This is a genomic window from Streptomyces sp. MspMP-M5 (assembly GCF_000373585.1).
In the GTDB taxonomy this organism is placed as follows: Bacteria; Actinomycetota; Actinomycetes; order Streptomycetales; family Streptomycetaceae; genus Streptomyces.
In genome coordinates this window covers 225,293-250,709 of the sequence record NZ_KB891885.1, presented here as the reverse complement: position 1 = coordinate 250,709, position 25,417 = coordinate 225,293, and the positions used below count along the sequence as shown (strand labels likewise).

The window sequence follows — 25,417 nt, the reverse complement described above, 5'->3', positions numbered from 1 at the left end:
CGAGGCCCCTGCCGGGAACCGGCAGACATTCAGGAGATAGACGTGATCCAGCAGGAGTCGCGACTGCGGGTCGCCGACAACACTGGTGCGAAGGAGATCCTTTGCATCCGTGTTCTCGGTGGTTCCGGTCGCCGCTACGCGGGCATCGGTGACGTCATCGTCGCCACCGTCAAGGACGCGATCCCCGGTGGCAACGTGAAGAAGGGTGACGTCGTCAAGGCCGTCATCGTTCGCACCGTCAAGGAGCGCCGCCGTCCGGACGGCTCGTACATCCGCTTCGACGAGAACGCGGCCGTCATCCTCAAGAACGATGGCGACCCCCGCGGCACCCGTATCTTCGGCCCCGTGGGCCGTGAGCTGCGCGAGAAGAAGTTCATGAAGATCATCTCGCTCGCGCCGGAGGTGCTGTAACCGATGAAGATCAAGAAGGGCGACCTGGTCCAGGTCATCACCGGTAAGGACAAGGGCAAGCAGGGCAAGGTCATCGCGGCCTACCCCCGCGAGGACCGCGTCCTGGTCGAGGGTGTCAACCGGGTCAAGAAGCACACCAAGGCCGGACAGACCGCTCGTGGAGCGCAGACCGGCGGCATCGTGACGACCGAGGCCCCCATCCACGTCAGCAACGTTCAGCTGGTCGTGGAGAAGGACGGCAAGAAGGTCGTCACCCGCGTCGGGTACCGCTTCGACGACGAGGGCAACAAGATCCGCGTTGCCAAGCGGACCGGTGAGGACATCTGATGACTGCCACCACCAACGCGCCGCGTCTGAAGACGCGCTACCGCGAAGAGATCGCCGGCAAGCTGAAGGACGAGTTCTCGTACGAGAACGTCATGCAGATCCCCGGCCTCGTCAAGATCGTGGTCAACATGGGTGTGGGCGACGCCGCCCGCGACTCCAAGCTGATCGAGGGCGCCGTGCGCGACCTCACCACGATCACCGGTCAGAAGCCGGCCGTCACCAAGGCCCGTAAGTCCATCGCGCAGTTCAAGCTGCGTGAGGGCCAGCCGATCGGTGCCCACGTCACCCTCCGCGGTGACCGCATGTGGGAGTTCCTGGACCGCCTGCTGTCGCTCGCGCTCCCGCGCATCCGCGACTTCCGTGGTCTGTCCCCGAAGCAGTTCGACGGTCGGGGCAACTACACCTTCGGTCTCACCGAGCAGGTCATGTTCCACGAGATCGACCAGGACAAGATCGACCGTACCCGGGGTATGGACATCACCGTGGTGACCACGGCGACCAACGACGACGAGGGCCGCGCCCTGCTTCGTCACCTCGGCTTCCCGTTCAAGGAGGCGTGAGCGAGATGGCGAAGAAGGCTCTGATTGCCAAGGCTGCTCGCAAGCCGAAGTTCGGTGTGCGCGCGTACACCCGCTGCCAGCGCTGCGGCCGCCCGCACTCCGTGTACCGCAAGTTCGGCCTCTGCCGCGTGTGCCTTCGTGAGATGGCTCACCGTGGCGAGCTGCCGGGCGTGACCAAGAGCTCCTGGTAATCCCCTAGTTGGGTATTACCGGAGGCTCTCGGTAAGCATTCGGCCGGCAGGCGCCCGGACCCACTTCCCGTACGCTGGAAGGGTTTGGGCGCCCCGCCGCCCGAGACCGACCGCGGGTACCACCCGCATAACGTCGCTTACTACGCCGTAGGTCCCCGCGCCGCACCCGTCCCGACCGAGATCGGGGAGAGGGATGGCGCAGATAGGAAACCCCGGCGAGAGAGGCCGAAGGCCAATTCATGACCATGACTGATCCCATCGCAGACATGCTGACCCGTCTGCGGAACGCGAACTCGGCGTACCACGACACCGTGACGATGCCGCACAGCAAGATCAAGTCGCACATCGCGGAGATCCTCCAGCAGGAGGGTTACATCACCGGCTGGCGCGTCGAGGACGCCGAGGTCGGCAAGAACCTCGTCCTCGAGCTGAAGTTCGGGCCGAACCGCGAGCGCTCGATCGCCGGCATCAAGCGGATCTCGAAGCCGGGTCTGCGGGTCTACGCAAAGTCCACCAACCTGCCGAAGGTCCTCGGCGGCCTGGGCGTGGCGATCATCTCCACGTCCCACGGTCTCCTGACCGGCCAGCAGGCCAGCAAGAAGGGCGTGGGTGGGGAAGTCCTCGCCTACGTCTGGTAATCGGGAACGGAGGAATAGCTAATGTCGCGCATTGGCAAGCTGCCCATCCAGGTTCCCGCTGGTGTGGACGTCACCATCGAGGGCCGCACGGTCAACGTGAAGGGCCCCAAGGGTTCCCTTTCGCACACCGTCGCGGCGCCCATCGAGGTCGCCAAGGGTGAGGACGGCGTCATCGCCGTCTCCCGTCCGAACGACGAGCGTCAGAACAAGGCCCTGCACGGCCTGTCCCGCACGCTGGTGGCGAACATGATCACCGGCGTGACCCAGGGCTACGTGAAGAAGCTCGAGATCAGCGGTGTTGGTTACCGCGTCCAGGCCAAGGGTTCCAACCTGGAGTTCTCCCTGGGCTACAGCCACCCGATCCTGATCGAGGCCCCCGAGGGCATCTCGTTCAAGGTCGAGTCGCCGACGAAGTTCAGCGTCGAGGGCATCGACAAGCAGAAGGTCGGCGAGGTCGCCGCGAACATCCGCAAGCTGCGGAAGCCCGACCCGTACAAGGCCAAGGGCGTCAAGTACGAGGGCGAAGTCATCCGCCGCAAGGTCGGAAAGGCGGGTAAGTAAGCCATGGCATACGGTGTGAAGATCGCTAAGGGCAACGCCTACAAGCGCGCTGCCGCCAAGCGTCGCCACATCCGCATCCGCAAGCGGATTTCGGGTACTTCGGAGCGTCCGCGTCTGGTCGTGACGCGGTCCAACCGCGGCATCTTCGCCCAGGTCATCGACGACGTCCAGGGTCACACCCTGGCCTCGGCGTCGACCCTGGACGCGTCGATCCGTGGTGGCGAGGGCGACAAGAGCGCCCAGGCTCAGAAGGTTGGCGCCCTGGTCGCCGAGCGTGCCAAGGCCGCCGGTGTCGAGGCCGTCGTGTTCGACCGCGGTGGCAAGCAGTACGCCGGGCGGATTGCCGCTCTGGCCGACGCCGCCCGCGAAGCCGGGCTGAAGTTCTAAGCCCCGGTTCCGGAGCTAGCGGACGTAACAGAGAGAGGTAAATCCAATGGCTGGACCCCAGCGCCGCGGAAGCGGTGCCGGTGGCGGCGAGCGGCGGGACCGGAAGGGTCGCGACGGTGGCGCTGCCGCCGAGAAGACCGCGTACGTTGAGCGCGTTGTCGCGATCAACCGCGTCGCCAAGGTTGTCAAGGGTGGTCGTCGCTTCAGCTTCACCGCGCTCGTCGTGGTGGGCGACGGTGACGGCACCGTAGGTGTCGGTTACGGCAAGGCCAAGGAAGTTCCGGCTGCCATCGCCAAGGGCGTGGAAGAGGCCAAGAAGAACTTCTTCAAGGTCCCCCGTATCGCCGGTACCGTCCCGCACCCGATCCAGGGCGAGAAGGCTGCGGGCGTCGTCCTGCTCAAGCCGGCTTCCCCCGGTACCGGTGTGATCGCCGGTGGCCCGGTGCGCGCCGTCCTGGAGTGCGCGGGCATCCACGACGTGCTGAGCAAGTCGCTCGGCTCGTCCAACCCGATCAACATCGTGCACGCCACGGTGGAGGCGCTCAAGGGCCTGCAGCGGCCCGAGGAGATCGCCGCCCGTCGTGGCCTGCCGCTGGAGGACGTGGCCCCCGCCGCTCTGCTGCGGGCCCGTGCAGGGGTGAGTGCGTAATGGCTCGCCTCGAAATCACGCAGGTCAAGTCCCTGATCGGCAGCAAGCAGAACCACCGCGACACGCTGCGCTCGCTTGGTCTCAAGCGGATCAACGACGTGGTTGTCAAGGACGACCGCCCCGAGTACCGCGGCATGGTGCACACCGTCCGCCACCTCGTGTCGGTCAAGGAGGTCGACTGACATGGCGGAGAGCAACCCGCTGAAGGTCCACAACCTCCGGCCCGCCCCGGGCGCCAAGACCGCCAAGACCCGTGTCGGTCGTGGTGAGGCGTCCAAGGGTAAGACCGCTGGTCGTGGTACCAAGGGCACCAAGGCCCGTTACCAGGTTCCGGAGCGCTTCGAGGGTGGGCAGATGCCCCTCCACATGCGCCTCCCGAAGCTGAAGGGCTTCAAGAACCCCGCCCACAAGCAGTTCCAGGTCGTGAACCTGGAGAAGCTGGCCGCGCTCTACCCGCAGGGTGGCGAGGTCACGGTGGCCGACCTGGTCGCCAAGGGCGCGGTGCGCAAGAACGAGCTCGTCAAGGTCCTGGGCCAGGGCGAGATCTCCGTGGCGGTGCAGGTTTCGGTTGACGCCGTTTCCGCCTCCGCCAAGGAGAAGATCGCCGCCGCCGGCGGCACGGTCACCGAGCTCATCTGAGTTCGTTGGTTCAACTGACCGGGGATGCCCATCGTTTGGGGCATCCCCGGTTGGTCGTTCCACGGGGGTACGGTCGCCGGTAAGGTGGCCTGCACTGTTTGATTTGTCCGGGGTCCGCCCCGGCACCCGCCGCGTGGGGGAGCTCCGCGCGGTACAGCCGCTACGTATTCGTCGATCCTCAAGACCGTCACCTCTCGGCCCCCAAGGGCGGGAGGCGCAGGAGGCACCGTGCTCACCGCGTTCGCCCGAGCGTTCAAGACGCCCGACCTGCGCAAGAAGCTGCTGTTCACGTTGGGCATCATCGTGCTCTACCGGATCGGAGCGCACATCCCGGTCCCAGGGGTGAACTACGCGAACGTCGAGACCTGCATGAAGCAGGCCGGCGGCAACAGCGGGTTGTTCGCCCTGGTGAACATGTTCAGCGGTGGAGCGCTGCTGCAGATCACGATCTTCGCGCTGGGGATCATGCCGTACATCACGGCGAGCATCATCCTCCAGCTGCTGACCGTGGTGATTCCCCGGCTGGAGGCCCTCAAGAAGGAGGGGCAGTCCGGCCAGGCGAAGATCACCCAGTACACCCGCTATCTGACCGTGGCACTGGCCGTGCTGCAGGGCACCGGCCTGGTGGCCACCGCCCGCAGCGGCGCGCTCTTCCAGAGCTGCCCGGTCGCCAGCCAGATCGTGCCCAACGACTCGATCTTCACCACCATCACGATGGTGATCACGATGACCGCCGGCACCTGCCTCATCATGTGGCTGGGCGAGCTGGTCACCGACCGCGGCATCGGCAACGGCATGTCGATCCTGATGTTCATCTCGATCGCCGCCGGCTTCCCGGGCGCGCTGTGGCAGATCAAGCTGACCGGCAAGCTCGCCGACGGCTGGATCGAGTTCTTCTCGGTGATCGCGGTGGGCCTGGCGATGGTGGCCCTGGTGGTCTTCGTCGAGCAGGCGCAGCGGCGCATCCCGGTGCAGTACGCGAAGCGGATGATCGGGCGCCGGTCCTACGGCGGTACGTCCACGTACATCCCGCTCAAGGTGAACCAGGCAGGTGTGATTCCTGTCATCTTCGCGTCGTCGCTGCTCTACATCCCGGCGCTGATCGCTCAGTTCAGCGGGTCGAAGGCGGCCTGGGCGACCTGGATCGCCACCAACTTCACCAAGGGAAACCACCCCGTTTACATCGTTACGTACTTCTTGTTGATCGTCTTCTTCGCCTTCTTCTACGTGGCCATCAGCTTCAACCCCGAAGAAGTTGCCGACAACATGAAGAAGTATGGTGGCTTCATCCCGGGCATCCGGGCTGGTCGCCCGACGGCCGAGTACCTCAGCTACGTGCTCAACCGGATCACGTGGCCGGGCTCGCTGTACCTGGGGCTGATCGCGCTCGTACCAACAGTGGCGTTGGTGCTGTTCAACGCGAACCAGAACTTCCCGTTCGGCGGGACGAGCATCCTGATCATCGTGGGTGTGGGTCTGGAGACCGTGAAGCAGATCGAGAGCCAGCTTCAGCAGCGCAACTACGAAGGGTTCCTCCGCTGATGCGAATCGTCCTCGTCGGACCCCCGGGGGCCGGTAAGGGTACGCAGGCCGCGTACCTGGCCAAGAACCTCGCGATCCCGCACATCTCCACGGGGGACCTGTTCCGGGCCAACATCTCCCAGGGCACGCCCCTGGGCGTCGAGGCGAAGTCCTACATGGATGCCGGCAATCTCGTGCCCGACTCGGTCACCATCGGGATGGCCGAGGACCGGATGGACCAGGCCGACGCGGCCGAGGGCTTTCTGCTCGACGGCTTCCCCCGCAACCTCGGCCAGGCCGAGGCGCTGGACGCCTACCTCCAGGGCAAGGGTCTGAAGCTGGACGCCGTCCTGGACCTGGAGGTCCCGGAGGACGAGGTGGTCAAGCGGATCGCCGGCCGCCGGATCTGCCGCAAGGACTCCAGCCACGTCTTCCACGTCGAGTACAACCAGCCGAAGGCCGAGGGCGTCTGCGACGTCTGCGGCGGCGAGCTGTACCAGCGCGAGGACGACCACGAGGACACCGTGCGGAAGCGGCTGGAGGTCTACCACTCGGAGACCGAGCCGATCATCGACTACTACAAGGCCCAGGACCTGGTCGTGACGATCCCGGCCCTCGGCAAGGTCCCGGAGGTCACCCAGCGGGCGATGAACGCCCTGGGGCGCGGCGAGTAGATTCACGGCTCGGTATGGCCGCGGTGCCCGGCACGGGCGCCGCGGCCCTTTGCTGTCGACCGGTTACGGTTAAGGCAGCAACCAATAATTGAGCAACCACAGCAGAGCGCAACCGCCTCCGCGAGGGCGATGGGGGTCCCCCCGCGCCTTAAGCGTGGGGGAGGTTCAGCCGCAAAGAAGGGCGCAGGCACCGGCATGCTGGAGATCAAGAACCCCGCGCAGATCGCGAAGATGCGCGAGGCGGGGCTGGTGGTCGCCGCCATTCACGCGGCGACCCGGGAGACCGCGGTGCCCGGCGCCACCACCAAGGACCTGGACGAGGCGGCGCGCAAGGTCCTCGCCGAGCACGGCGCCAAGTCCAACTTCCTCGGCTACGGCGGCTTCCCGGCCACGATCTGCACCTCCGTGAACGACGTCGTCGTCCACGGCATCCCGTCCGCCGACACCGTGCTCCAGGACGGCGACATCATCTCCATCGACTGCGGCGCGATCATCGACGGCTGGCACGGCGACGCCGCGTACACCGCGTTCGTCGGCTCCGGTCACGCCGCGGAGTTGGTCGAGCTCAGCCGGGTGACCGAGGAGTCGATGTGGGCGGGGATCGCCGCGGTCGCCAAGGGCAACCGGCTGGTGGACATCTCCAAGGCGATCGAGGGCTACATCCGCCGCCAGCCCCGGCCGTCCAGCGGCAAGTACGGCATCGTCGAGGACTACGGCGGCCACGGCATCGGCTCGCAGATGCACATGGACCCGCATCTGCTGAACTACGTCGACCGCAAGCGCGGCCGCGGCCCGAAGCTGGTGCCCGGCTTCTGCATCGCCATCGAGCCGATGGTCAACCTCGGCACCGCCAAGACCCACGTCCTCGACGACGAGTGGACGGTCAAGACCAACGACGGCAGCTGGTCCTCGCACTGGGAGCACTCGGTCGCCCTGACCGAGGACGGCCCGCTGGTGCTCACGGCTCCCGACGGCGGCAAGGCCAAGCTCGCGAGCCTCGGTATCACCGCGGCGCCGGACCCCCTGGCGTAGCCGCCGGCCCGCCGACGCCGTCCTCGTCCCCGTGCGTAACGATCTCCGCGGTTGGGCAATACTCCTGGATTCGTCTTTTCTCAGGCACTGACGTAGACTGACGCGTCGGCTCTCGTGCACCCGTGTGCCTGGAGATAGGTGACATTGTTGAAATGCCACCTACACATCTTTCGGCCGACGAGCACATGAGTCGATCAAGGTAGCCGATCCGAAAGGCGAAGCGTGGCCAAGAAGCAAGGTGCCATCGAGATCGAGGGCACCGTGATCGAGTCTCTGCCGAACGCAATGTTCAAGGTGGAGCTCCAGAACGGTCACAAGGTCCTCGCGCACATCAGCGGCAAGATGCGGATGCACTACATCCGTATCCTCCCGGATGACCGGGTCGTCGTGGAGCTCTCTCCCTACGACCTGACGCGTGGCCGTATCGTCTACCGCTACAAGTAGATCTTGCCGCCGCCCCGCTCCCGTGGGGCACTGGCACTGACCCGGAGAACCTCACATCCCATGAAGGTCAAGCCGAGCGTCAAGAAGATCTGCGACAAGTGCAAGGTGATCCGCCGCCACGGCCGGGTCATGGTCATCTGCGACAACCTGCGCCACAAGCAGCGCCAGGGCTGACGCACGCCGACCACCTGCAACTTCGCAGTTCGCGCGACGCAAGCAACACACGTACATATGCAGTCACCCGACCCCCGCGCCGTGCGCGAGGGACGACACCCCCGGCTCGGAGGCCGGGGACCCGGCTCGTAATGCCGCAGAGTCTTACGGGAACGGTGCTGCGGAAGACCTCCGAATAGCCATCAGGAGCCACATCAATGGCACGCCTCGCAGGCGTTGACCTCCCGCGCGACAAGCGTGTGGTGGTCGGCCTCACCTACGTTTTCGGCATTGGGCGGACGCTCTCCGAGCAGACCCTCGCCGCGACCGGTGTGAACCCGGACACCCGGGTCCGCGACCTCACCGAGGAAGACCTCGTCAAGATCCGCGAATACGTGGACAACAACCTCAAGACCGAGGGTGACCTCCGTCGCGAGATCCAGGCCGACATCCGCCGCAAGGTCGAGATCGGCTGCTACCAGGGTCTGCGTCACCGTCGCGGCCTGCCGGTGCACGGTCAGCGCACCAGCACGAACGCCCGTACCCGCAAGGGTCCGCGTCGCGCGATCGCCGGCAAGAAGAAGCCGGGCAAGAAGTAGTCCTCAGCAGGACCCTGCCAGCGGTCTTCGCTGTAGGACCGACCACCTCCACGGGAGAATTTGAATGCCTCCGAAGGGCCGTACGGCCGGCGCCAAGAAGGTGCGCCGCAAGGAGAAGAAGAACGTCGCCCACGGGCACGCTCACATCAAGAGCACGTTCAACAACACGATCGTCTCGATCACCGACCCGACCGGGAACGTGATCTCCTGGGCCTCCGCCGGCCACGTCGGCTTCAAGGGCTCGCGCAAGTCCACCCCCTTCGCCGCGCAGATGGCCGCCGAGTCGGCCGCCCGTCGCGCGCAGGAGCACGGCATGCGCAAGGTCGACGTCTTCGTCAAGGGTCCCGGCTCCGGCCGTGAGACCGCGATCCGCTCCCTCCAGGCCACCGGCCTCGAGGTCGGCTCGATCCAGGACGTCACCCCCACCCCGCACAACGGATGCCGCCCGCCCAAGCGTCGCCGCGTCTGACCCACTGAAGTAGGAGACAACTAGACAATGGCGCGTTACACCGGGGCCGACTGCAAGCGTTGCCGTCGGGAGAAGCAGAAGCTCTTCCTCAAGGGGAGCAAGTGCGAGAGCGCGAAGTGCCCGATCGAGATCCGTCCTTACCCCCCGGGTGAGCACGGTCGCGGGCGCACCAAGGACAGCGAGTACCTGCTGCAGCTGCGCGAGAAGCAGAAGTGCAGCCGCATCTACGGCGTCCTTGAGAAGCAGTTCGTGAACTACTACAAGGAAGCGAACCAGAAGTCCGGCAAGACCGGTGAGAACCTTCTGCGCATCCTTGAGACCCGCCTCGACAACGTGGTCTACCGGGCCGGCTTCGCCAAGTCCCGCGACCACGCCCGTCAGCTGGTCCGTCACGGACACATCCAGGTCAACGGCCGCAAGACCGACATCCCGTCGGCGCGCGTGGCCGTGCACGACGTCATCGAGGTCCGCGAGGGCTCCCGCAACATGACCCCCTTCGAGGTGGCCAAGGCGGAGGCCGGCGAGAAGACCGTCCCGGCGTGGCTGGAGGCGATCCCCTCGCAGCTGCGGATCCTCGTGCACAGCCTGCCCGAGCGCCAGGTGATCGACACCCAGGTGCAGGAGCAGCTGATCGTCGAGCTCTACTCGAAGTAGCGCTCGGAGCAAAGAGCTGACCGGTGGGGGCGGTACGGAGCCGATGGCGCCGTACCGCCCGTACCCTTGTCAGTACAGCGGACGTCAAATAGCGGGCGTCCACGACTGAAGGACACACACCATGCTGATCGCTCAGCGTCCCTCGTTGACCGAAGAGGTCGTCGACGAGTACCGCTCCCGGTTCGTGATCGAGCCGCTGGAGCCGGGCTTCGGCTACACCCTCGGCAACTCCCTCCGCCGGACCCTCCTCTCCTCGATCCCGGGTGCGGCGGTCACGTCCATCCGCATCGACGGCGTGCTGCACGAGTTCACCACCGTGCCGGGCGTCAAGGAGGACGTCACCGACCTGATCCTGAACATCAAGCAGCTGGTCGTCTCCTCGGAGCACGACGAGCCGGTCGTGATGTACCTGCGCAAGCAGGGCCCGGGTCTGGTCACCGCCGCCGACATCGCNCNGCCGGCCGNNGTCGANGTGCACAACCCCGACCTNGTCCTNGCCACGCTNAACGGCAAGGGCAAGCTGGAGATGGAGCTGACCGTCGAGCGCGGTCGCGGCTACGTCTCCGCCGTGCAGAACAAGCAGGCCGGCCAGGAGATCGGCCGGATCCCGGTCGACTCGATCTACTCGCCGGTGCTCAAGGTCACCTACAAGGTCGAGGCGACCCGTGTCGAGCAGCGCACCGACTTCGACAAGCTGATCGTCGACGTCGAGACCAAGCAGGCCATGCGGCCGCGCGACGCCATGGCGTCCGCCGGCAAGACCCTGGTCGAGCTGTTCGGTCTCGCGCGTGAGCTGAACATCGACGCCGAGGGCATCGACATGGGCCCGTCCCCGACGGACGCCGCCCTCGCCGCCGACCTGGCGCTGCCGATCGAGGAGCTGGAGCTCACGGTCCGCTCCTACAACTGCCTCAAGCGTGAGGGCATCCACTCCGTGGGTGAGCTCGTGGCGCGCTCCGAGGCGGACCTGCTCGACATCCGCAACTTCGGTGCGAAGTCGATCGACGAGGTCAAGGCGAAGCTGGCCGGTATGGGCCTGGCGCTGAAGGACTCGCCTCCCGGGTTCGACCCGACGGCTGCGGCGGACGCCTTCGGTGCCGACGACGACGCGGATGCCGGGTTCGTCGAGACCGAGCAGTACTGACGTCTCGGGGGCTCTGCCCCCGGACCCCCGCTCCTCAAACGCCGGAGGGGCTGGGTATTGCCGGTGAGCGCTCGCTCATCGGGTCCTGACACCGGTACCTGATACGGCCGGTGCAGCAATGAAGGAGATACACCATGCCGAAGCCCACCAAGGGCGCCCGTCTGGGCGGCAGCGCTGCGCACGAGAAGGCGCTCCTGCGCAACCTGGCGACCAACCTCTTCGAGCACGGCCGCATCCGGACGACCGAGGCCAAGGCCCGTCGTCTGCGTCCGTTCGCGGAGCGTCTGGTGACCAAGGCGAAGAAGGGCGACCTTCACAACCGCCGCCAGGTCATGGAGCTGATCACGGACAAGAGCGTCGTGCACACGCTCTTCACCGAGATCGCGCCGCGGTTCGCGGAGCGTCCGGGTGGCTACACCCGTATCACCAAGATCGGCAACCGCCGCGGTGACAACGCTCCGATGGCCGTCATCGAGCTGGTCGAGGGCGAGATCGCCAAGAAGGCGACCGTCGCCGAGGCCGAGGCCGCGACCAAGCGCGCGGTGAAGGAGTCCGAGGCCGCCGCTGAGGCTCCGGCCGAGGAAGCAGCCGACAAGGACGCCTGAGTCCGTCGCTGAGTGAGCGGGTCCGCCCTTCGGGGCGGGCCCGCTTTCGCGTGCGGCGGGCCTGAGAGGATTGCGGTGTGAGTGACGAAGTGGAGCCCGGGTTCGTCCGGGTGCGGCTGGACCTGTCGTACGACGGCGCGGAGTTCTCCGGCTGGGCCAAACAGCGCGAACGGCGCACGGTCCAGGGCGAGTTGGAGGACGCGATCCGGACCGTGACGCGGTCCGGCGAGACCTGCGAGCTCACCGTCGCGGGGCGGACCGACGCCGGGGTGCACGCGCGGGGCCAGGTCGCCCATGTCGATCTGCCCGAACAGGTGTGGCGCGAGCACCACGAGAAGCTGCTCAAGCGGCTCGCCGGGCGGCTGCCCAAGGACGTACGGGTGTGGGCCCTGAGGGAGGCGCCGCACGGCTTCAACGCGCGGTTCTCGGCGATCTGGCGGCGCTACGCCTACCGCGTCACCGACAACCCGGGCGGGGTGGACCCGCTGCTGCGGGGCCACGTCCTGTGGCACGACTGGCCGCTCGACGTGGACGCCATGAACGAGGCCGCCCGGCGGCTCCTCGGGGAGCACGACTTCGCCGCGTACTGCAAGAAGCGTGAGGGCGCGACCACGATCCGTACGCTCCAGGAGCTGAGCCTGGTCAGGGGCGCGGACGGGATCATCACCGCGACGGTGCGGGCGGACGCGTTCTGCCACAACATGGTGCGCTCGCTGATCGGCGCGCTGCTCTTCGTCGGCGACGGCCACCGGGGGCCGGAGTGGCCCGGGAAGGTGCTGGCCGCCGGGGTGCGGGACTCCGCGGTGCATGTCGTCCGGCCGCACGGGCTGACGCTGGAGGAGGTCGGGTACCCGGCCGACGAGCTGCTGATGGCCCGGAACAGGGAGGCGCGCAACAAGCGGTCCCTGCCGTCGGGCGGCGGCTGCTGCTGAGCCGGTGCCCGCCCCGGGTCGCCGAGGGGCGCGGGGCGGGCACCGGCGGGGCCGTCAGGAGGTCCGGCCGGCCTTCCGCTGGGCCTCCTTGAGCTGCTGTGCGGCGGCCTTGGCGGCCTGGTCCTTGCCGCGCTGGGCGATCTGCGCGAAGGCGTAGGCGCCGCCGTCGCGGGCGATCTGCTGGGACGCGGTCTCGCCGGCGGTGACGTCCTTGCCGTTGGTGTAGCCGGCGATGGTGAAGTAGGCGTAGCGGCCGGTGGCGTTGGTGGTCATCCGGCACTTGCTGCCCTGGCAGAAGTCCGCGGGCACGCCGTTGCCGGCCAGCGGCATGAGGTTGGGCTTGCTCTCGTTCATGACCGCGGCGGCCTTGGCGGGCGAGTCGAAGAGCGCGACGCCGATGGTGACCGCGACCCCGCCCTTGGCGTAGGTGGCCCGCAGCAGCTGCTTGCAGCCGTTGTGGGTGAGCGAGGACACCAGGGGACCCTGGGCGCCGGCGGTGCAGTCGGTGGTGCCGGCGGTGGCGGTCTGCGGGTAGCTGTGCTCGCCGACGACCATCGCCTTCTGTCCGAAGAGGGTGGCCGGGGTGAGCGGCGCGGTGTCCTTCTTGGGGTCGGAGATGTAGTCCTGCGGGTTGGGCGGGGGCGGGACCGAGACGTCGGGGAAGGACGGCTTGTCGTCCGGCACTGCGGTCCGGCCGGAGGGGGAGGCGTGGGCCGAGGGTTTGTCGTCGGACGGGCCGCTGCTGGTGATCACGGCGGCGGCCACGATGCCGGCCACCGCGACCGCGGCGACCGCGCCGCCGCCGATCAGCAGCCAGCGCTTGCGGCGGGAGCGCGCCTCGCTCTCCTCGGCCAGCGCCGCCCAGTCCGGAGTGGAACCCCCCGGGCCGTCGAACGGCCCCCCTTGCCCAAAACTCATGCCGCGCATCCTAGTGCGCGGGCCTGCGGCTGTGGCGGGCGGAGCGGAACCCGTGCGGCAGCGCGGGCGGATCCGCTGGGGAACGGGGTGCGGGGGGACCGGTCCGCACGCCTGTCCGGGGCGCGTTTTGACCCGTACGGGGTCGGGTCAGTATCCTGCTAGTTCGTTATGCGTATGGGCTTGCTCTATCTCACGTGAGGGGCCTTACGCCGGCTAGCCGGTCAGCTGACCAGCGGTGGACGATCGGGTTGCGTCGCCCGTAGTGCCACATGCTGTGTGAGCAGTCGCGGTGCCAGTACAGGACCCTTTCCCACGGTTCTCCGGGACCGAGGGGATACCCAACTCACGAAGCGAAGGCTAAGACGTGCGTACGTACAGCCCCAAGCCCGGCGACGTTCAGCGCCAGTGGCACATCATCGACGCGCAGGACGTCGTCCTGGGCCGTCTGGCCAGCCAGGCCGCGTCCCTCCTGCGGGGTAAGCACAAGCCGGTTTACGCCCCTCACGTTGACACCGGTGACTTCGTCATCATCGTCAACGCCGACAAGGTGCACCTCTCCGGCAACAAGCGCACCCAGAAGATGGCCTACCGCCACTCCGGCTTCCCGGGTGGTCTGCGCTCCGTCCGTTACGACGAGCTGCTCGACAAGAACCCCGAGAAGGCCGTCGAGAAGGCCATCAAGGGCATGCTCCCCAAGAACACCCTCGGCCGTCAGATGCTCTCGAAGCTGAAGGTCTACGCGGGCGCCGAGCACCCGCACGCTGCGCAGCAGCCGGTCCCGTTCGAGATCACCCAGGTCGCGCAGTAAGTCCGGCCACCCCAAGACGACAGAGAATCTGAGGAAGCATCGTGGCTGAGACCACCCCCGAGACCCCGCTGGACGAGGTCGAGGTCGAGCAGTACACCACCGAGACCGAGGTTCCGCTGGAGGGCGAGTACACCTCCGAGTCCCTCGCGTCGCGCTTCGGCGAGCCGCAGCCGGCCGCCGGCCTGGGCCGCCGCAAGAACGCCATCGCCCGCGTGCGGATCGTCCCCGGCTCCGGCAAGTGGAAGATCAACGGCCGCACCCTTGAGGAGTACTTCCCCAACAAGGTGCACCAGCAGGAAGTCAACGAGCCCTTCAAGGTGCTCGAGCTGGACAACCGCTACGACGTCATCGCCCGCATCGCCGGCGGCGGCATCTCCGGCCAGGCCGGTGCGCTGCGCCTGGGCGTGGCCCGTGCGCTGAACGAGGCGGACGTGGACGCCAACCGTCCCGCCCTGAAGAAGGCCGGGTTCCTCAAGCGTGACGACCGTGCGGTCGAGCGCAAGAAGGCCGGTCTCAAGAAGGCCCGCAAGGCGCCGCAGTACAGCAAGCGCTGATCACGCGCTGCGCGCAGGCAGCTCTTGGCGAACGCCCCGGTGGCACTTCCGTGCTGCCGGGGCGTTCGGCTTTCCGACGGACCGCGGCGTATACCTGGATGCCACGCCCCGGTCACAGCTCATCTACTTCGGAGGACACCAGTGGCACGACTCTTCGGCACGGACGGTGTGCGCGGCGTCGCCAACGCGGACCTGACGGCGGAGCTGGCGCTCGGCCTGTCGGTCGCGGCGGCCCACGTGCTGGCCGAGGCGGGTACGTTCGAAGGCCATCGGCCGGTGGCGGTGGTCGGGCGCGATCCGCGCGCGTCGGGGGAGTTCCTGGAGGCCGCGGTGGTCGCCGGCCTGGCGAGCGCCGGGGTGGACGTGCTGCGGGTGGGCGTGCTGCCGACCCCGGCGGTCGCCCATCTGACCGGGGTGCTCGGCGCGGACCTGGGCGTGATGCTGTCCGCCAGCCACAACCCGATGCCCGACAACGGCATCAAGTTCTTCGCCCGCGGCGGCCACAAGCTCGCCGACGAGCTGGAGGACCGCATCGAGGAGACGTACCGCGCGCACAGCTCCGGTGAGCCGTGGGAGCGGCCGACCGGTTCCGGGGTGGGCCGGGTCTCCGACTACGACGAGGGCTTCGACAAGTACGTCGCGCACCTGGTGGGTGTGCTGCCCAACCGCCTGGACGGGCTGAAGATCGTCATCGACGGGGCGCACGGTGCCGCGGCCCGGGTCTCGCCGGAGGCGTTCGCGCGGGCCGGCGCCGAGGTCGTCACCATCGGCACCGAGCCGGACGGGCTGAACATCAACGACGGCTGCGGCTCCACCCACCTCGACAAGCTGCGGGCCGCGGTCGTGGAGCACGGCGCCGACCTGGGTGTCGCGCACGACGGCGACGCCGACCGCTGCCTGGCGGTGGACCACGCCGGCGAGGAGGTCGACGGCGACCAGATCCTCTCCGTGCTGGCGCTCGGCATGCGCGAGGCCGGCACACTGCGCAAGAACACCGTCGTCGCGACCGTCATGTCCAACCTGGGCTTCAAGCTGGCCATGGAGGGCGCGGGCATCGAGCTGGTGCAGACCGCGGTCGGCGACCGGTACGTCCTGGAGGAGATGAAGGCCCACGGTTACGCGCTGGGCGGCGAGCAGTCCGGGCACGTCATCGTGCTGGACCACGCCACCACCGGCGACGGCACGCTGACCGGCCTGATGCTGGCGGCGCGGGTCGCGGCGACCGGTCGGCCGCTGGCCGAGCTGGCCGCCGCGATGGAGCGGCTGCCGCAGGTGCTGATCAACGTCCGCGACGTCGACAAGTCGCGGGTGGCCAGCTCCGCCGAGCTGGCCGCGGCGGTCGCCGAGGCGGAGCGGGAGCTGGGCGCCACCGGGCGGGTGCTGCTGCGGCCGTCGGGCACCGAGCCGCTGGTCCGGGTGATGGTCGAGGCGGCCGACGCCGAGCAGGCGCGGGCGGTGGCCCAGCGCCTCGCCGACGCGGTCAAGTCCGCGCTGGGGTAAGGCGGTCGGCGGTCTCCGGGTGGGGCCGTCGGTGGTCCGGCAGTCATGCTGCCGCACCGCCGACGGCCCCACTCTGCGTCTGCTACAGCTTCCGCAGGGACAGCCGCTGCACCTTGTGGTCCGGGCCCTTGCGCAGCACGAGGCTGGCGCGACCGCGGGTGGGGGCCACGTTCTGCTCCAGGTTGGGCCGGTTGATGGTGCGCCACATCATGCGGGCGTAGTCCAGGGCCTCTTCCTCGGAGACCTGGGTGTACTTGCGGAAGTACGAGGACGGCTTCTGGAAGGCGGTCGCGCGCAGTTTGCGGAAGCGGCCGAGGTACCACTGCTCGATGTCCTCGGTGCGGGCGTCCACGTAGACGGAGAAGTCGAAGAAGTCGGCGAGGCCCAGCCGGGTGCGGCCGTCCTTGCCGGGCAGGGCCGGCTGGAGGACGTTGAGGCCCTCGACGATGAGGATGTCGGGCCGGTGCACGGTGAGCCGCTCGCCGGGCACGATGTCGTAGATCAGGTGCGAGTAGACGGGCGCGGTGACCTCCGCCTTGCCGGACTTCACGTCGGCGACGAAGCGGGTCAGCGCCCGGCGGTCGAAGGATTCCGGGAAGCCCTTGCGGGACATCAGCCCGCGCCGGTGCAGTTCTGCGTTGGGGTGGAGGAAGCCGTCGGTGGTGACCAGCTCGACGCGCGGGTGCTCGGGCCAGCGGGCCAGCAGCGCCTGGAGCAGCCGGGCGGTGGTGGACTTGCCGACCGCGACGCTGCCGGCGACCCCTATGACGAACGGGGTGCCGGGCTGCGAGCCGTGGCCGTTGCCGGTGTCGTCCAGGAAGGTGTTGAGCGCGCCGCGCAGGTTGCTGGTGGCGCCGACGTAGAGGTTGAGCAGCCGGGAGAGCGGGAGGTAGACGTCGCGGACCTCGTCGAGGTCGATGACGTCGCCGAGGCCGCGGAGCCGTTCGACCTCCTCGGCGGTCAGCGGCAGCGGTGTCTTCTCCCGCAGGGCGCTCCATTCGGCGCGCGTCAGGTCGACGTACGGCGAACTGTCGGAGCGGCGTCGTTGCTGCGGATCCGTCGTCAGAGGCACGGGGCCCATTCTCCGCGGCGGGCCCGGGCGTTTCGCGGCGGGGTGGTGCCGGCGCCGCCCGGTGCGGCCGGACCTGCACGTCTGTACCCGGTGGGCGGGCGCCGGTACGGTCGGTGGCCGGGGGCGGCGCCAGGGGGCGCGCCGGGGAGAACACAGGGGGTGGCGTGCGGGTGCGCCTGAGGGAACTGCTGCGCGAACGGGCCCGGGAGCGCCGGCTGCGGGCCGCGGGCGCGCGGGCCGCGGCGGACGGCTACGCGGCGCGGGTGCACGCCGAACTGGCCGAGGAGTTCCCGGACGAGGACCTCGGCGAGGACCTGGCGGACTTCCTGGAGCACCACGAGCCGGGCCCCGACCCGGAGGCCGACGAGGAACTCCTCGAACGGGTCCGGGAGGCACGGGAGCGGATGGCCCGCGGGTAGGGGGAAAGGCCCGACGGCAGGCTCTAGGCTGCCCCCATGTGCGGAATCGTGGGATACGTGGGTGGGCAGAGTGCCCTCGAGGTGGTGCTGGCCGGGCTGCGGCGGCTGGAGTACCGGGGCTACGACTCGGCCGGGGTGGCGGTGCTGGCCGACGGCGGCCTGGCCGCGGCCAGGAAGGCCGGCAAGCTGGCCAATCTGGAGAAGGAGTTGGCCGACCGGCCACTGCCCTCGGGCACGGTGGGCATCGGCCACACCCGGTGGGCGACGCACGGCGGGCCGACGGACGCCAACGCCCACCCGCACCTCGACAACGCCGGCCGGGTGTCCGTCGTCCACAACGGCATCATCGAGAACTTCGCCGCGCTGCGCGCCGAACTCACCGACCGCGGGCACGCGTTGACGTCCGAGACCGACACCGAGGTGGTCGCGCACCTGCTGGCCGAGGCGTACTCGTCGTGCGGCGAACTGGCCGAGTCGATGCGGCAGGTGTGCCGGCGGCTCGAGGGCGCGTTCACCCTCGTCGCGGTGCACGCCGACGCGCCGGACGTGGTCGTCGGGGCGCGCCGCAACTCCCCGCTGGTGGTGGGCCTCGGCGAGGACGAGGCGTTCCTGGCCTCGGACGTGGCGGCGTTCATCGCGTACACCCGGGAGGCGGTCGAGCTCGGCCAGGACCAGGTCGTGGAGCTGCGCCGGGACGGGGTGACGGTGACCGGCTTCGACGGGGCGCCCGCGGAGGTCCGCGCGTACCACGTCGACTGGGACGCCTCGGCCGCCGAGAAGGGCGGCTACGACTACTTCATGCTCAAGGAGATCGCCGAGCAGCCGAAGGCGGTCGCGGACACCCTGCTGGGCCGGGTCGACGCGGCCGGGGTGCTCTCGCTGGACGAGGTGCGGATCCCGCCGGCGGTGCTGCGGGAGGTCACCAAGGTCGTCATCGTGGCGTGCGGCACCGCCTACCACGCCGGGATGATCGCCAAGTACGCCATCGAGCACTGGACGCGGATCCCCTGCGAGACCGAGCTGGCCAGCGAGTTCCGCTACCGCGACCCGATCCTGGACGACCGTACGCTGGTGATCGCCATCAGCCAGTCCGGCGAGACCATGGACACCCTGATGGCGCTGCGGCACGCCCGCGAGCAGGGGGCGCGGGTGCTGGCCATCTGCAACACCAACGGCTCGACGATCCCCCGCGAGTCCGACGCGGTGCTCTACACCCACGCCGGGCCGGAGGTCGCGGTGGCCTCCACCAAGGCGTTCCTGACGCAGCTGGTCGCGGTCTATCTCGTCGCGCTGTACCTCGGGCAGGTGCGCGGCACCAAGTGGGGCGACGAGATCCGGGACGTGGTGCGCGAACTGGCCGCCATCGGCACGCAGGTGCAGCAGGTCCTCGGCACCATGGAGCCGGTTCGCGAGCTGGCCCGTTCACTGGCGGACAAGAACACCGTGCTGTTCCTGGGGCGGCACGTCGGCTACCCGGTGGCGCTGGAGGGCGCGCTCAAGCTCAAGGAGCTGGCGTACATGCACGCCGAGGGCTTCGCCGCCGGTGAGCTCAAGCACGGCCCGATCGCGCTCATCGAGGAGGACCTGCCGGTCGTCGTGGTGGTCCCCTCGCCGCGCGGCCGGTCCGTCCTGCACGACAAGATCGTCTCGAACATCCAGGAGATCCGGGCCCGCGGCGCCCGCACCATCGTCATCGCCGAGGAGGGCGACGAGGCCGTGGTCCCGTACGCCGACCACCTCGTCCGCATCCCGCGGACGCCGGTGCTGCTCCAGCCGCTGGTGTCCTCCGTGCCGCTGCAGGTGTTCGCGTGCGAACTGGCCACCGCCCGCGGCAACGAGGTCGACCAGCCGCGCAACCTCGCCAAGTCCGTGACGGTGGAGTGAGCGGGTGATCATCGGAGTGGGGATCGACGTCGCGGAGATCGACCGGTTCGACGCGGCGCTGCGGCGGACGCCGGAGCTGGCGCACCGGCTGTTCATCGGGACGGAGTTGACGCTGCCGAGCGGCGAGCGGCGCGGTATCGCCTCGCTGGCCGCCCGGTTCGCCGCCAAGGAGGCGGTGGCCAAGGCGCTGGGCGCGCCGGGCGGGCTGCACTGGACGGATGCCGAGGTGTACGTGGAGGACAGCGGCCGGCCGCGGCTGCGGGTGCGCGGCACGGTCGCGGCCCGCGCCGAGGAACTGGGCGTGCGGTCCTGGCATGTGTCGCTCAGTCACGACGCGGGGGTGGCCTCGGCGGTGGTGATCGCCGAGGGGTAGGGCGCTTCTGACGGAGATCCGTCAGAAGCGCCCTGGGCGGCCGGTGGCCTGTGCTGCTCCGCCCGGCCGTGCTCCGGTGTGAGACTGGCCGCATGAGGACTGCCTACAGCGTTCAGACCGTGCGGGCCGCCGAGCAGGAGCTGATGGCCCGTTTGCCCGAGGGGGCCCTGATGCAGCGGGCCGCGGCCGGACTGGCCGTCGCCTGCGCCGAGTTGCTGGGCCGGGTGTACGGCTCCCGGGTGGTGCTGCTGGTGGGCAGCGGCGACAACGGCGGGGACGCGCTGTACGCCGGCGCCCGGCTGGCCCGCCGCGGCGCCGGGGTGGCCGCCGTGCTGCTCGCGCCCGAACGGGCCCACGCCGGCGGGCTGGCGGCCCTGCGCGCGGCCGGCGGCCGGGTGTCGGCCGACCCGCCGCGCGACCTTAGCCGGGCCGATCTGGTGGTGGACGGCATCGTCGGCATCGGCGGCCGCGGCGGGCTGCGCCCGGAGGCCGCCCGGCTCGCCCGCGCGGCCCGGGAGGCGGCGACCGTGGTGGCGGTGGACCTGCCGAGCGGCGTGGACGCCGACACCGGCGAGGTGGCCGGGGACGCCGTCCGGGCGGACGCCACCGTCACGTTCGGCGCGTACAAGCCGGGCCTGCTGATCGACCCGGCGCGGGAACGGGCCGGCGCGCTGCGGCTGGTGGACATCGGCCTGCGCCCGCCGGCCGCCGCCGACGTGGAGGCCCTCCAGCACGCGGACGTGGCGGAGCTGCTGCCGCGGCCGGCCGCGGAGAGCGACAAGTACCGGCGGGGCGTGGTCGGGGTGGTCGCCGGGTCGGCGCGCTATCCGGGGGCGGCGGTGCTGGCGGTGGCCGGCGCGCTGCGCGGCGGCGCCGGGGCGGTGCGGTACGTGGGGCCGGCGGCCGACGCGGTGCTGGCGCGCTTCCCGGAGACGCTGGTGCACGCCGGGCCGCCGCGGAAGGCGGGCCGGGTCCAGGCGTGGGTCGTCGGGCCGGGCCTGGGCGACGAGTCGGCGGCGCTGGACGACGTACTGGCGGCGGACGTCCCGGTGTTGGTGGACGCCGACGGGCTGCGGTTCCTGACGCCCGAGGGGGTGCGGCGGCGGACCGCCGGGACCCTGCTGACGCCGCACGCCGGGGAGGCGGCGGCGCTGCTGGGGCGGGGCCGCGAGGAGGTCGAGGCGGCGCGGCTGGAGGCCGTGCGGGAGTTGGCGGGGCGGTTCGGGGCGACGGTGCTGCTGAAGGGCTCGACGACGCTGGTGGCCGATCCGGACGTCGCGGTTCCGGTGCGGGTCAATCCCACCGGCACGGGCTGGCTCGCCACCGCCGGCAGCGGCGATGTGCTCTCCGGCCTCGCCGGTTCGCTGCTCGCCGCGGGCCTCGCGCCGCGCGACGCGGGCTCGGTGGCCGCCTATCTGCACGGCCTCGCGGGCCGCCACGCGGCCGCTCCGCACGGCGAGCCGATCGCCGCCTCGGAGGTCGCCGGCGCACTGCGCGAGGCGTGGGCGAACGTGCTGGCGTAGGGCGTGTCCGAGGGCCGTCTGCAGGGGGCAGCACGGGCCGGCCGGCGCCGGCGGAATGCGAACCGCGCCGCCACCACAACGCGGGAAGGCGGCCGGCGGAGCGCCTCGCCTGCGACACTGAGGGGGATGAACGAGACAGCGAAGCGAGCCCGTGCCGCCATCGACCTCGCCGCCGTGCGGTCGAACGTCCGCGCACTGCGCAACCTCGCCCCCGGGGCGCAGCTGATGGTGGTCGTCAAGTCCGACGCCTACGGCCACGGCGCGATCCGCTGCGCCCGCGCCGCCCGGGAGGCCGGTGCGCCCTGGCTGGGCACGGCGCTCCCCGAGGAGGCGCTGGAGCTGCGCGCGGCCGGCGACACCGGCCGGCTGCTGTGCTGGCTGTGGACGCCCGGCGGCCCCTGGGCCCGGGCGATCGAGCAGGACGTCGACGTCTCGGTGAGCGGCATGTGGGCGCTGCGGGAGGTCGCGGACGCCGCGCGCGCCTGCGGCCGCGCCGCCCGCGTGCAGCTCAAGATCGACACCGGGCTGGGCCGCAACGGCTGCCAGCCCGCGGACTGGACGGAGCTGACCGCCGCCGCCCGCGCCGCCGAGGCCGAGGGCCTGCTCACGGTCACCGGCGTCTGGTCGCACTTCGCCTGCGCCGACGAGCCCGGGCACCCCTCGATCGCCGCCCAGCTGACGGAGTTCCGCCGGGCGCTGGCGGTCGCCGAGGCGGCCGGGCTGCGCCCCGAGGTGCGGCACATCGCCAACACCCCGGCGCTGCTCACCCTCCCCGAGGCCCACTTCGACCTCGTCCGCAGCGGGATCGGGGTCTACGGCGTCTCGCCCAGCCCCGAGGTCGGCACGCCGGCGGACTTCGGGCTGCGGCCGGTGATGACACTGGCGGCGTCCCTGGCGTCGGTCAAGCGGGCGCCGGGCGGGCACGGGGTCTCGTACGGGCACCACTACACGACACCGGGGGAGACGACGCTGGCGCTGGTCCCGCTGGGGTACGCCGACGGCATCCCGCGGCACGCCTCGGGCACCGGCCCGGTGCTGGTCGCGGGGAAGTGGCGGACGGTCGCCGGGCGGGTGGCAATGGACCAGTTCGTCGTCGATCTGGGCGGCGACCACGCCGAGGCCGGCGACGAGGCGGTGCTGTTCGGGCCCGGCGACCGCGGCGAGCCGAGCGCGGAGGACTGGGCGCGGGCGGCCGGCACGATCGGGTACGAGATCGTCACGCGGATCGGCAAGCGGGTGCCGCGCGTCTATGTGGACAGCGAGGTGCCCGCCCAGACCGGGGGCCGCAGAGAGGACGACACCGCGCGCACGGGGGGTGTGGCATGACCGACGGCACCGAGGCGGCGGCGCACGCCGTGGAGACGGCCGTGGAGACCGCCGCGGAGGCGGCCGGGAACTGGGCCCGGGCGGGCCGCCAGGCGGGCATCGCGGGCCTGGCGATCGGCGTGGTCGCGGCGGGTGCGGCGGCCGGGGTGGCCATAGAGCGGCTGACGGTCGGCCGGGGGATGCGCCGCCGGGCCCGGCTGGCGCTGGACGCGTCCGGCCCCTACGGCACCCTGCGCGGCACCCCCGGCGCGGCGATCGCCGAGGACGGCACCGAGCTGTACTACGAGGTCGACGAGGTGACGGACGGCCCGGCGCCCAAGGCCCCCAAGGGCGGCAGGACGGTCGTCAACGGCACGAAGGGCGGGCGGGCCGGCAAGCAGGCCCGGGCCGCCCAGGAGGCCCGGAGCGGGCTGCACAGGCGCCTCATGGCAGCCCTGGGGCGGCGCTCCCCGGCCCCCACGGTGGTCTTCAGCCACGGCTACTGCCTGAGCCAGGACTCCTGGCACTTCCAGCGCGCCGCACTCCGTGGCGCACTGCGCACCGTCCACTGGGACCAGCGCAGCCACGGCCGCTCGGGCCGCGGCCACGGCCAGATCGACGGCACCGAACCGGTCACCATCGACCTGCTGGGCCGGGACCTGAAGGCGGTGTTGGACGCCGCGGTGCCCGAGGGGCCGATCGTGCTGGTCGGGCACTCCATGGGCGGGATGACGGTGATGGCGCTGGCCGACCAGTTCCCCGAGTACGTCGCGGAGCGGGTGGTCGGCGTGGCGCTGATCGGGACGTCCGCGGGCCGGTTGAGCGAGGTCGGGTTCGGGCTGCCGTCGATGGGCTCCAAGGCGTTCCACTGGCTGGCGCCGGGGGTGCTCAAGGCGCTGGGCCGGCAGAGCGAGATCGTCGAGCGCGGGCGGCGGGCCACCGCCGATCTCTTCGCCGGGCTGATCAAGCGCTACTCCTTCGGCACCCAGGACGTGGACCCGGCGATCGCGCGGTTCGGGGAGCGGCTGATCGAGGCCACGCCGATCGACGTGGTCGCCGAGTTCTTCCCGGCGTTCGCGGTGCACGACAAGACCGAGGCGCTGGTGGCGTACGACGCGGTGCCCGCGCTGGTGCTCGCCGGCGAGAAGGACCTGATCACCCCGGCCGAGCACAGCCGCACCATCGCCGAGGTGCTGCCCGACGCGGAGCTGGTGTGCGTCCCGGAGGCCGGGCACCTGGTGATGCTGGAGCGGCCCGAGCTGGTCAACGACCACCTGGTGGCGCTGGTGGAGCGGGTGGGCGCGGCGGCCCGCCGGTCGCGCGGCGCGCGGGCCTGAGCCGGACCCGGGCGCCGCTCCCGGGCCCGGTACGGGACCGCGGGCCCGTCCGCGCCGTACCATTTGCGGCATGAGCACCACTGGCGCCACCGCCCGCGTAACCGTCAAGTCCCCCGACCAGATGCAGGAGTTGGGCCGCCGCCTGGCGCCGCTGCTGCGCCCCGGCGACCTGGTGCTGCTCACCGGCGAGCTGGGCGCGGGCAAGACGACGCTCACCCGCGGCCTGGGCGAGGCCCTGGGGGTGCGGGGCGCCGTGACCTCGCCGACCTTCGTGATCGCCCGGGTGCATCCGTCGCTCACCGGCGGCCCGGCGCTGGTGCACGTCGACGCCTACCGCCTCGGTGGCGGCCTGGACGAGATGGAGGACCTGGACCTCGACGTCTCGCTGCCGGAGTCGGTGGTGGTCGTCGAGTGGGGCGAGGGCAAGGTCGAGGAACTGGCGGAGGACCGGCTGCACGTCGTCATCGGGCGGGCGGTCGGAGCTGATGCACCCGGTGGGCTCGACGGGCACCCCGAGGAGGACGCCGACGACGTCCGCGAGGTGACGGTCACCGGGGTCGGTGCGCGCTGGGCGGATGCCGGCCTCGGGGAGCTGGAGATCTGCTGACGATCTGCGGACGAACGGGGCATAGGGGCCCTTGCCGGGCCATCCGCCGCGGTAGTTTCCGACAGGCCGTCGGCAAGATGTTGCATCCGGGGGCCCGGGCGTGGTCACATGGGTGCGAGAGCCCTGGTTAGGTGTGCCTAAGTAGAGCCTGACCTCAGTCGCTTGCCCCAGGAGCCCGGGAGGCGTCCATGTCCCCCCACCAGCCCTCACCCCCGCCCGCACGGCGCGCGGGCGGTCCCGTCGCGGCGGCCCGGCGCGCCGAGGACGCGCGCAAGACCCCGCCGACGATGAACGAACTGCTCGCGGCCGGCGCCGCGGCCAGCGCCGTCTCCACCCCGCCCGACACCGCGAAGGACTCCCGCGCGGAGAAACGGAACGGCGCGGTGGAGCCGAAGGACGAGAACGGCGAGAACGGCGCGGCGGAGAACCCCGGGGCGACCGAGGCACGCGGCGGCACCCGGCCCACGGGCCGGCCGTCCACTCCGGGACGCGACGCCGCGTAACCCACAGGGGCGAAGCGGCCGGGA

At 70.5% G+C, this 25,417-nt stretch carries 34 protein-coding genes; 32 read left to right on the top strand and 2 right to left on the bottom strand.

The window, feature by feature from the left end; all coding sequences use genetic code 11:
• The first annotated feature begins 42 nt into the window (after positions 1-42).
• From rplN to truA, 21 genes are all read left to right on the top strand, one after another.
• Positions 43-411, top strand: coding sequence for a 50S ribosomal protein L14 (rplN, locus tag B073_RS0114155; protein WP_003998823.1), 369 nt, complete (start codon positions 43-45; stop codon positions 409-411).
• 3 nt (positions 412-414) lie between these two features.
• The gene (gene rplX, locus B073_RS0114150; RefSeq protein ID WP_018538752.1) at positions 415-738 is read left to right on the top strand and encodes a 50S ribosomal protein L24; all 324 of its coding nucleotides are present in this window, start codon (positions 415-417) and stop codon (positions 736-738) included.
• Entirely contained in the window at positions 738-1,298 is a 561-nt protein-coding gene (rplE, locus tag B073_RS0114145; RefSeq protein WP_018538751.1) for a 50S ribosomal protein L5, read from the top strand. Before rplX ends, rplE begins: the two co-directional genes overlap by 1 nt.
• A 5-nt stretch (positions 1,299-1,303) precedes the next feature.
• The gene (locus B073_RS0114140) at positions 1,304-1,489 is read left to right on the top strand and encodes a type Z 30S ribosomal protein S14 (protein WP_003956452.1); all 186 of its coding nucleotides are present in this window, start codon (positions 1,304-1,306) and stop codon (positions 1,487-1,489) included.
• Between the two features lie 239 nt (positions 1,490-1,728).
• Positions 1,729-2,127 (top strand): 30S ribosomal protein S8, encoded by a 399-nt coding sequence (rpsH, locus tag B073_RS0114135; protein WP_018538750.1) that lies wholly within the window; start codon positions 1,729-1,731, stop codon positions 2,125-2,127.
• A gap of 21 nt (positions 2,128-2,148) precedes the next feature.
• Positions 2,149-2,688 (top strand): 50S ribosomal protein L6, encoded by a 540-nt coding sequence (rplF, locus tag B073_RS0114130; protein WP_018538749.1) that lies wholly within the window; start codon positions 2,149-2,151, stop codon positions 2,686-2,688.
• Between the two features lie 3 nt (positions 2,689-2,691).
• Positions 2,692-3,075, top strand: coding sequence for a 50S ribosomal protein L18 (gene rplR, locus B073_RS0114125; protein WP_018538748.1), 384 nt, complete (start codon positions 2,692-2,694; stop codon positions 3,073-3,075).
• Between the two features lie 46 nt (positions 3,076-3,121).
• Positions 3,122-3,724 (top strand): 30S ribosomal protein S5, encoded by a 603-nt coding sequence (gene rpsE, locus B073_RS0114120; protein WP_018538747.1) that lies wholly within the window; start codon positions 3,122-3,124, stop codon positions 3,722-3,724.
• The gene (gene rpmD, locus B073_RS0114115; protein WP_018538746.1) at positions 3,724-3,906 is read left to right on the top strand and encodes a 50S ribosomal protein L30; all 183 of its coding nucleotides are present in this window, start codon (positions 3,724-3,726) and stop codon (positions 3,904-3,906) included. The genes rpsE and rpmD overlap by 1 nt, the downstream gene beginning before the upstream one ends.
• Position 3,907: 1 nt before the next feature.
• On the top strand, positions 3,908-4,363 hold the full coding sequence (gene rplO, locus B073_RS0114110) for a 50S ribosomal protein L15 (RefSeq protein WP_018538745.1): 456 nt from the start codon (positions 3,908-3,910) through the stop codon (positions 4,361-4,363).
• A gap of 228 nt (positions 4,364-4,591) precedes the next feature.
• Positions 4,592-5,905 (top strand): preprotein translocase subunit SecY, encoded by a 1,314-nt coding sequence (secY, locus tag B073_RS0114105; protein WP_018538744.1) that lies wholly within the window; start codon positions 4,592-4,594, stop codon positions 5,903-5,905.
• Complete coding sequence (locus B073_RS0114100; protein ID WP_018538743.1) at positions 5,905-6,558, top strand: adenylate kinase; 654 nt, start codon at positions 5,905-5,907, stop codon at positions 6,556-6,558. Before secY ends, B073_RS0114100 begins: the two co-directional genes overlap by 1 nt.
• A 195-nt stretch (positions 6,559-6,753) precedes the next feature.
• A complete protein-coding gene (gene map / locus B073_RS0114095) occupies positions 6,754-7,590 on the top strand; it encodes a type I methionyl aminopeptidase (protein ID WP_018538742.1) in 837 nt (278 codons plus the stop codon).
• A gap of 222 nt (positions 7,591-7,812) precedes the next feature.
• On the top strand, positions 7,813-8,034 hold the full coding sequence (gene infA / locus B073_RS0114090) for a translation initiation factor IF-1 (protein WP_003956442.1): 222 nt from the start codon (positions 7,813-7,815) through the stop codon (positions 8,032-8,034).
• A gap of 60 nt (positions 8,035-8,094) precedes the next feature.
• A complete protein-coding gene (rpmJ, locus tag B073_RS0114085; protein WP_003956441.1) occupies positions 8,095-8,208 on the top strand; it encodes a 50S ribosomal protein L36 in 114 nt (37 codons plus the stop codon).
• Positions 8,209-8,405: 197 nt separating this feature from the next.
• Complete coding sequence (gene rpsM, locus B073_RS0114080) at positions 8,406-8,786, top strand: 30S ribosomal protein S13 (protein ID WP_018538741.1); 381 nt, start codon at positions 8,406-8,408, stop codon at positions 8,784-8,786.
• Positions 8,787-8,850: 64 nt separating this feature from the next.
• Complete coding sequence (gene rpsK, locus B073_RS0114075) at positions 8,851-9,255, top strand: 30S ribosomal protein S11 (RefSeq protein WP_004571845.1); 405 nt, start codon at positions 8,851-8,853, stop codon at positions 9,253-9,255.
• 27 nt (positions 9,256-9,282) lie between these two features.
• On the top strand, positions 9,283-9,909 hold the full coding sequence (gene rpsD / locus B073_RS0114070) for a 30S ribosomal protein S4 (RefSeq protein WP_018538740.1): 627 nt from the start codon (positions 9,283-9,285) through the stop codon (positions 9,907-9,909).
• A gap of 121 nt (positions 9,910-10,030) precedes the next feature.
• Entirely contained in the window at positions 10,031-11,053 is a 1,023-nt protein-coding gene (locus tag B073_RS0114065; protein WP_018538739.1) for a DNA-directed RNA polymerase subunit alpha, read from the top strand.
• Positions 11,054-11,187: 134 nt separating this feature from the next.
• Positions 11,188-11,658: a 50S ribosomal protein L17 gene (rplQ, locus tag B073_RS0114060; protein WP_018538738.1), complete on the top strand. Its 471-nt coding sequence runs from the start codon at positions 11,188-11,190 to the stop codon at positions 11,656-11,658.
• Between the two features lie 77 nt (positions 11,659-11,735).
• Positions 11,736-12,590 (top strand): tRNA pseudouridine(38-40) synthase TruA, encoded by an 855-nt coding sequence (gene truA / locus B073_RS0114055; protein ID WP_018538737.1) that lies wholly within the window; start codon positions 11,736-11,738, stop codon positions 12,588-12,590.
• Between the two features lie 54 nt (positions 12,591-12,644).
• On the opposite strand, the gene B073_RS0114050 is transcribed toward truA, so the two are convergent.
• Positions 12,645-13,508: a hypothetical protein gene (locus tag B073_RS0114050; protein ID WP_018538736.1), complete on the bottom strand. Its 864-nt coding sequence runs from the start codon at positions 13,506-13,508 to the stop codon at positions 12,645-12,647.
• Positions 13,509-13,872: 364 nt separating this feature from the next.
• On the opposite strand from B073_RS0114050, the gene rplM reads away from it, so the two are divergent.
• From rplM to glmM, 3 genes are all read left to right on the top strand, one after another.
• Positions 13,873-14,316, top strand: a complete 444-nt coding sequence (rplM, locus tag B073_RS0114045; RefSeq protein WP_018538735.1) for a 50S ribosomal protein L13 — start codon at positions 13,873-13,875, stop codon at positions 14,314-14,316.
• Between the two features lie 41 nt (positions 14,317-14,357).
• Complete coding sequence (gene rpsI, locus B073_RS0114040) at positions 14,358-14,870, top strand: 30S ribosomal protein S9 (RefSeq protein WP_018538734.1); 513 nt, start codon at positions 14,358-14,360, stop codon at positions 14,868-14,870.
• A gap of 141 nt (positions 14,871-15,011) precedes the next feature.
• Positions 15,012-16,370, top strand: a complete 1,359-nt coding sequence (glmM, locus tag B073_RS0114035) for a phosphoglucosamine mutase (RefSeq protein ID WP_018538733.1) — start codon at positions 15,012-15,014, stop codon at positions 16,368-16,370.
• 82 nt (positions 16,371-16,452) lie between these two features.
• Here the strand turns inward: glmM and coaA are convergent, their stop codons facing one another.
• Positions 16,453-17,442 (bottom strand): type I pantothenate kinase, encoded by a 990-nt coding sequence (coaA, locus tag B073_RS0114030; protein WP_018538732.1) that lies wholly within the window; start codon positions 17,440-17,442, stop codon positions 16,453-16,455.
• Between the two features lie 164 nt (positions 17,443-17,606).
• On the opposite strand from coaA, the gene B073_RS0114025 reads away from it, so the two are divergent.
• The 8 genes from B073_RS0114025 (at position 17,607) to B073_RS0113990 (ending at position 25,393) form a co-directional block, all read left to right on the top strand.
• A complete protein-coding gene (locus tag B073_RS0114025) occupies positions 17,607-17,861 on the top strand; it encodes a hypothetical protein (protein WP_018538731.1) in 255 nt (84 codons plus the stop codon).
• Positions 17,862-17,897: 36 nt separating this feature from the next.
• Positions 17,898-19,745: a glutamine--fructose-6-phosphate transaminase (isomerizing) gene (glmS, locus tag B073_RS0114020; RefSeq protein WP_026247363.1), complete on the top strand. Its 1,848-nt coding sequence runs from the start codon at positions 17,898-17,900 to the stop codon at positions 19,743-19,745.
• Between the two features lie 4 nt (positions 19,746-19,749).
• Positions 19,750-20,118, top strand: coding sequence for a holo-ACP synthase (locus B073_RS0114015; protein WP_018538729.1), 369 nt, complete (start codon positions 19,750-19,752; stop codon positions 20,116-20,118).
• A 92-nt stretch (positions 20,119-20,210) separates the two neighbouring features.
• The gene (locus B073_RS0114010) at positions 20,211-21,641 is read left to right on the top strand and encodes a bifunctional ADP-dependent NAD(P)H-hydrate dehydratase/NAD(P)H-hydrate epimerase (RefSeq protein WP_026247362.1); all 1,431 of its coding nucleotides are present in this window, start codon (positions 20,211-20,213) and stop codon (positions 21,639-21,641) included.
• Between the two features lie 126 nt (positions 21,642-21,767).
• The gene (alr, locus tag B073_RS0114005; RefSeq protein WP_018538727.1) at positions 21,768-22,967 is read left to right on the top strand and encodes an alanine racemase; all 1,200 of its coding nucleotides are present in this window, start codon (positions 21,768-21,770) and stop codon (positions 22,965-22,967) included.
• A complete protein-coding gene (locus tag B073_RS0114000) occupies positions 22,964-24,283 on the top strand; it encodes an alpha/beta fold hydrolase (protein ID WP_018538726.1) in 1,320 nt (439 codons plus the stop codon). Before alr ends, B073_RS0114000 begins: the two co-directional genes overlap by 4 nt.
• A 70-nt stretch (positions 24,284-24,353) precedes the next feature.
• Positions 24,354-24,890 (top strand): tRNA (adenosine(37)-N6)-threonylcarbamoyltransferase complex ATPase subunit type 1 TsaE, encoded by a 537-nt coding sequence (gene tsaE, locus B073_RS0113995; protein WP_018538725.1) that lies wholly within the window; start codon positions 24,354-24,356, stop codon positions 24,888-24,890.
• Between the two features lie 188 nt (positions 24,891-25,078).
• The gene (locus tag B073_RS0113990; RefSeq protein ID WP_018538724.1) at positions 25,079-25,393 is read left to right on the top strand and encodes a hypothetical protein; all 315 of its coding nucleotides are present in this window, start codon (positions 25,079-25,081) and stop codon (positions 25,391-25,393) included.
• Positions 25,394-25,417 lie beyond the last annotated feature (24 nt).

Coding starts and splice junctions, on each gene's coding strand:
- rpmJ (WP_003956441.1), top strand. CDS start 8,095: ATGAAGGTCAAGCCGAGCGTCAAGAAGATCTGCGACAAGTGCAAGGTG.
- B073_RS0114000 (WP_018538726.1), top strand. CDS start 22,964: ATGACCGACGGCACCGAGGCGGCGGCGCACGCCGTGGAGACGGCCGTG.
- rplE (WP_018538751.1), top strand. CDS start 738: ATGACTGCCACCACCAACGCGCCGCGTCTGAAGACGCGCTACCGCGAA.
- alr (WP_018538727.1), top strand. CDS start 21,768: ATGAACGAGACAGCGAAGCGAGCCCGTGCCGCCATCGACCTCGCCGCC.
- rpsH (WP_018538750.1), top strand. CDS start 1,729: ATGACCATGACTGATCCCATCGCAGACATGCTGACCCGTCTGCGGAAC.
- map (WP_018538742.1), top strand. CDS start 6,754: ATGCTGGAGATCAAGAACCCCGCGCAGATCGCGAAGATGCGCGAGGCG.
- glmS (WP_026247363.1), top strand. CDS start 17,898: ATGTGCGGAATCGTGGGATACGTGGGTGGGCAGAGTGCCCTCGAGGTG.
- rplR (WP_018538748.1), top strand. CDS start 2,692: ATGGCATACGGTGTGAAGATCGCTAAGGGCAACGCCTACAAGCGCGCT.
- rpmD (WP_018538746.1), top strand. CDS start 3,724: ATGGCTCGCCTCGAAATCACGCAGGTCAAGTCCCTGATCGGCAGCAAG.
- rpsK (WP_004571845.1), top strand. CDS start 8,851: ATGCCTCCGAAGGGCCGTACGGCCGGCGCCAAGAAGGTGCGCCGCAAG.
- rplF (WP_018538749.1), top strand. CDS start 2,149: ATGTCGCGCATTGGCAAGCTGCCCATCCAGGTTCCCGCTGGTGTGGAC.
- rplX (WP_018538752.1), top strand. CDS start 415: ATGAAGATCAAGAAGGGCGACCTGGTCCAGGTCATCACCGGTAAGGAC.
- rpsD (WP_018538740.1), top strand. CDS start 9,283: ATGGCGCGTTACACCGGGGCCGACTGCAAGCGTTGCCGTCGGGAGAAG.
- B073_RS0114100 (WP_018538743.1), top strand. CDS start 5,905: ATGCGAATCGTCCTCGTCGGACCCCCGGGGGCCGGTAAGGGTACGCAG.
- B073_RS0114140 (WP_003956452.1), top strand. CDS start 1,304: ATGGCGAAGAAGGCTCTGATTGCCAAGGCTGCTCGCAAGCCGAAGTTC.
- B073_RS0114050 (WP_018538736.1), bottom strand. CDS start 13,508: ATGAGTTTTGGGCAAGGGGGGCCGTTCGACGGCCCGGGGGGTTCCACT.
- B073_RS0113990 (WP_018538724.1), top strand. CDS start 25,079: ATGTCCCCCCACCAGCCCTCACCCCCGCCCGCACGGCGCGCGGGCGGT.
- rplQ (WP_018538738.1), top strand. CDS start 11,188: ATGCCGAAGCCCACCAAGGGCGCCCGTCTGGGCGGCAGCGCTGCGCAC.
- rplO (WP_018538745.1), top strand. CDS start 3,908: ATGGCGGAGAGCAACCCGCTGAAGGTCCACAACCTCCGGCCCGCCCCG.
- tsaE (WP_018538725.1), top strand. CDS start 24,354: ATGAGCACCACTGGCGCCACCGCCCGCGTAACCGTCAAGTCCCCCGAC.
- rpsE (WP_018538747.1), top strand. CDS start 3,122: ATGGCTGGACCCCAGCGCCGCGGAAGCGGTGCCGGTGGCGGCGAGCGG.
- rpsM (WP_018538741.1), top strand. CDS start 8,406: ATGGCACGCCTCGCAGGCGTTGACCTCCCGCGCGACAAGCGTGTGGTG.
- B073_RS0114010 (WP_026247362.1), top strand. CDS start 20,211: ATGAGGACTGCCTACAGCGTTCAGACCGTGCGGGCCGCCGAGCAGGAG.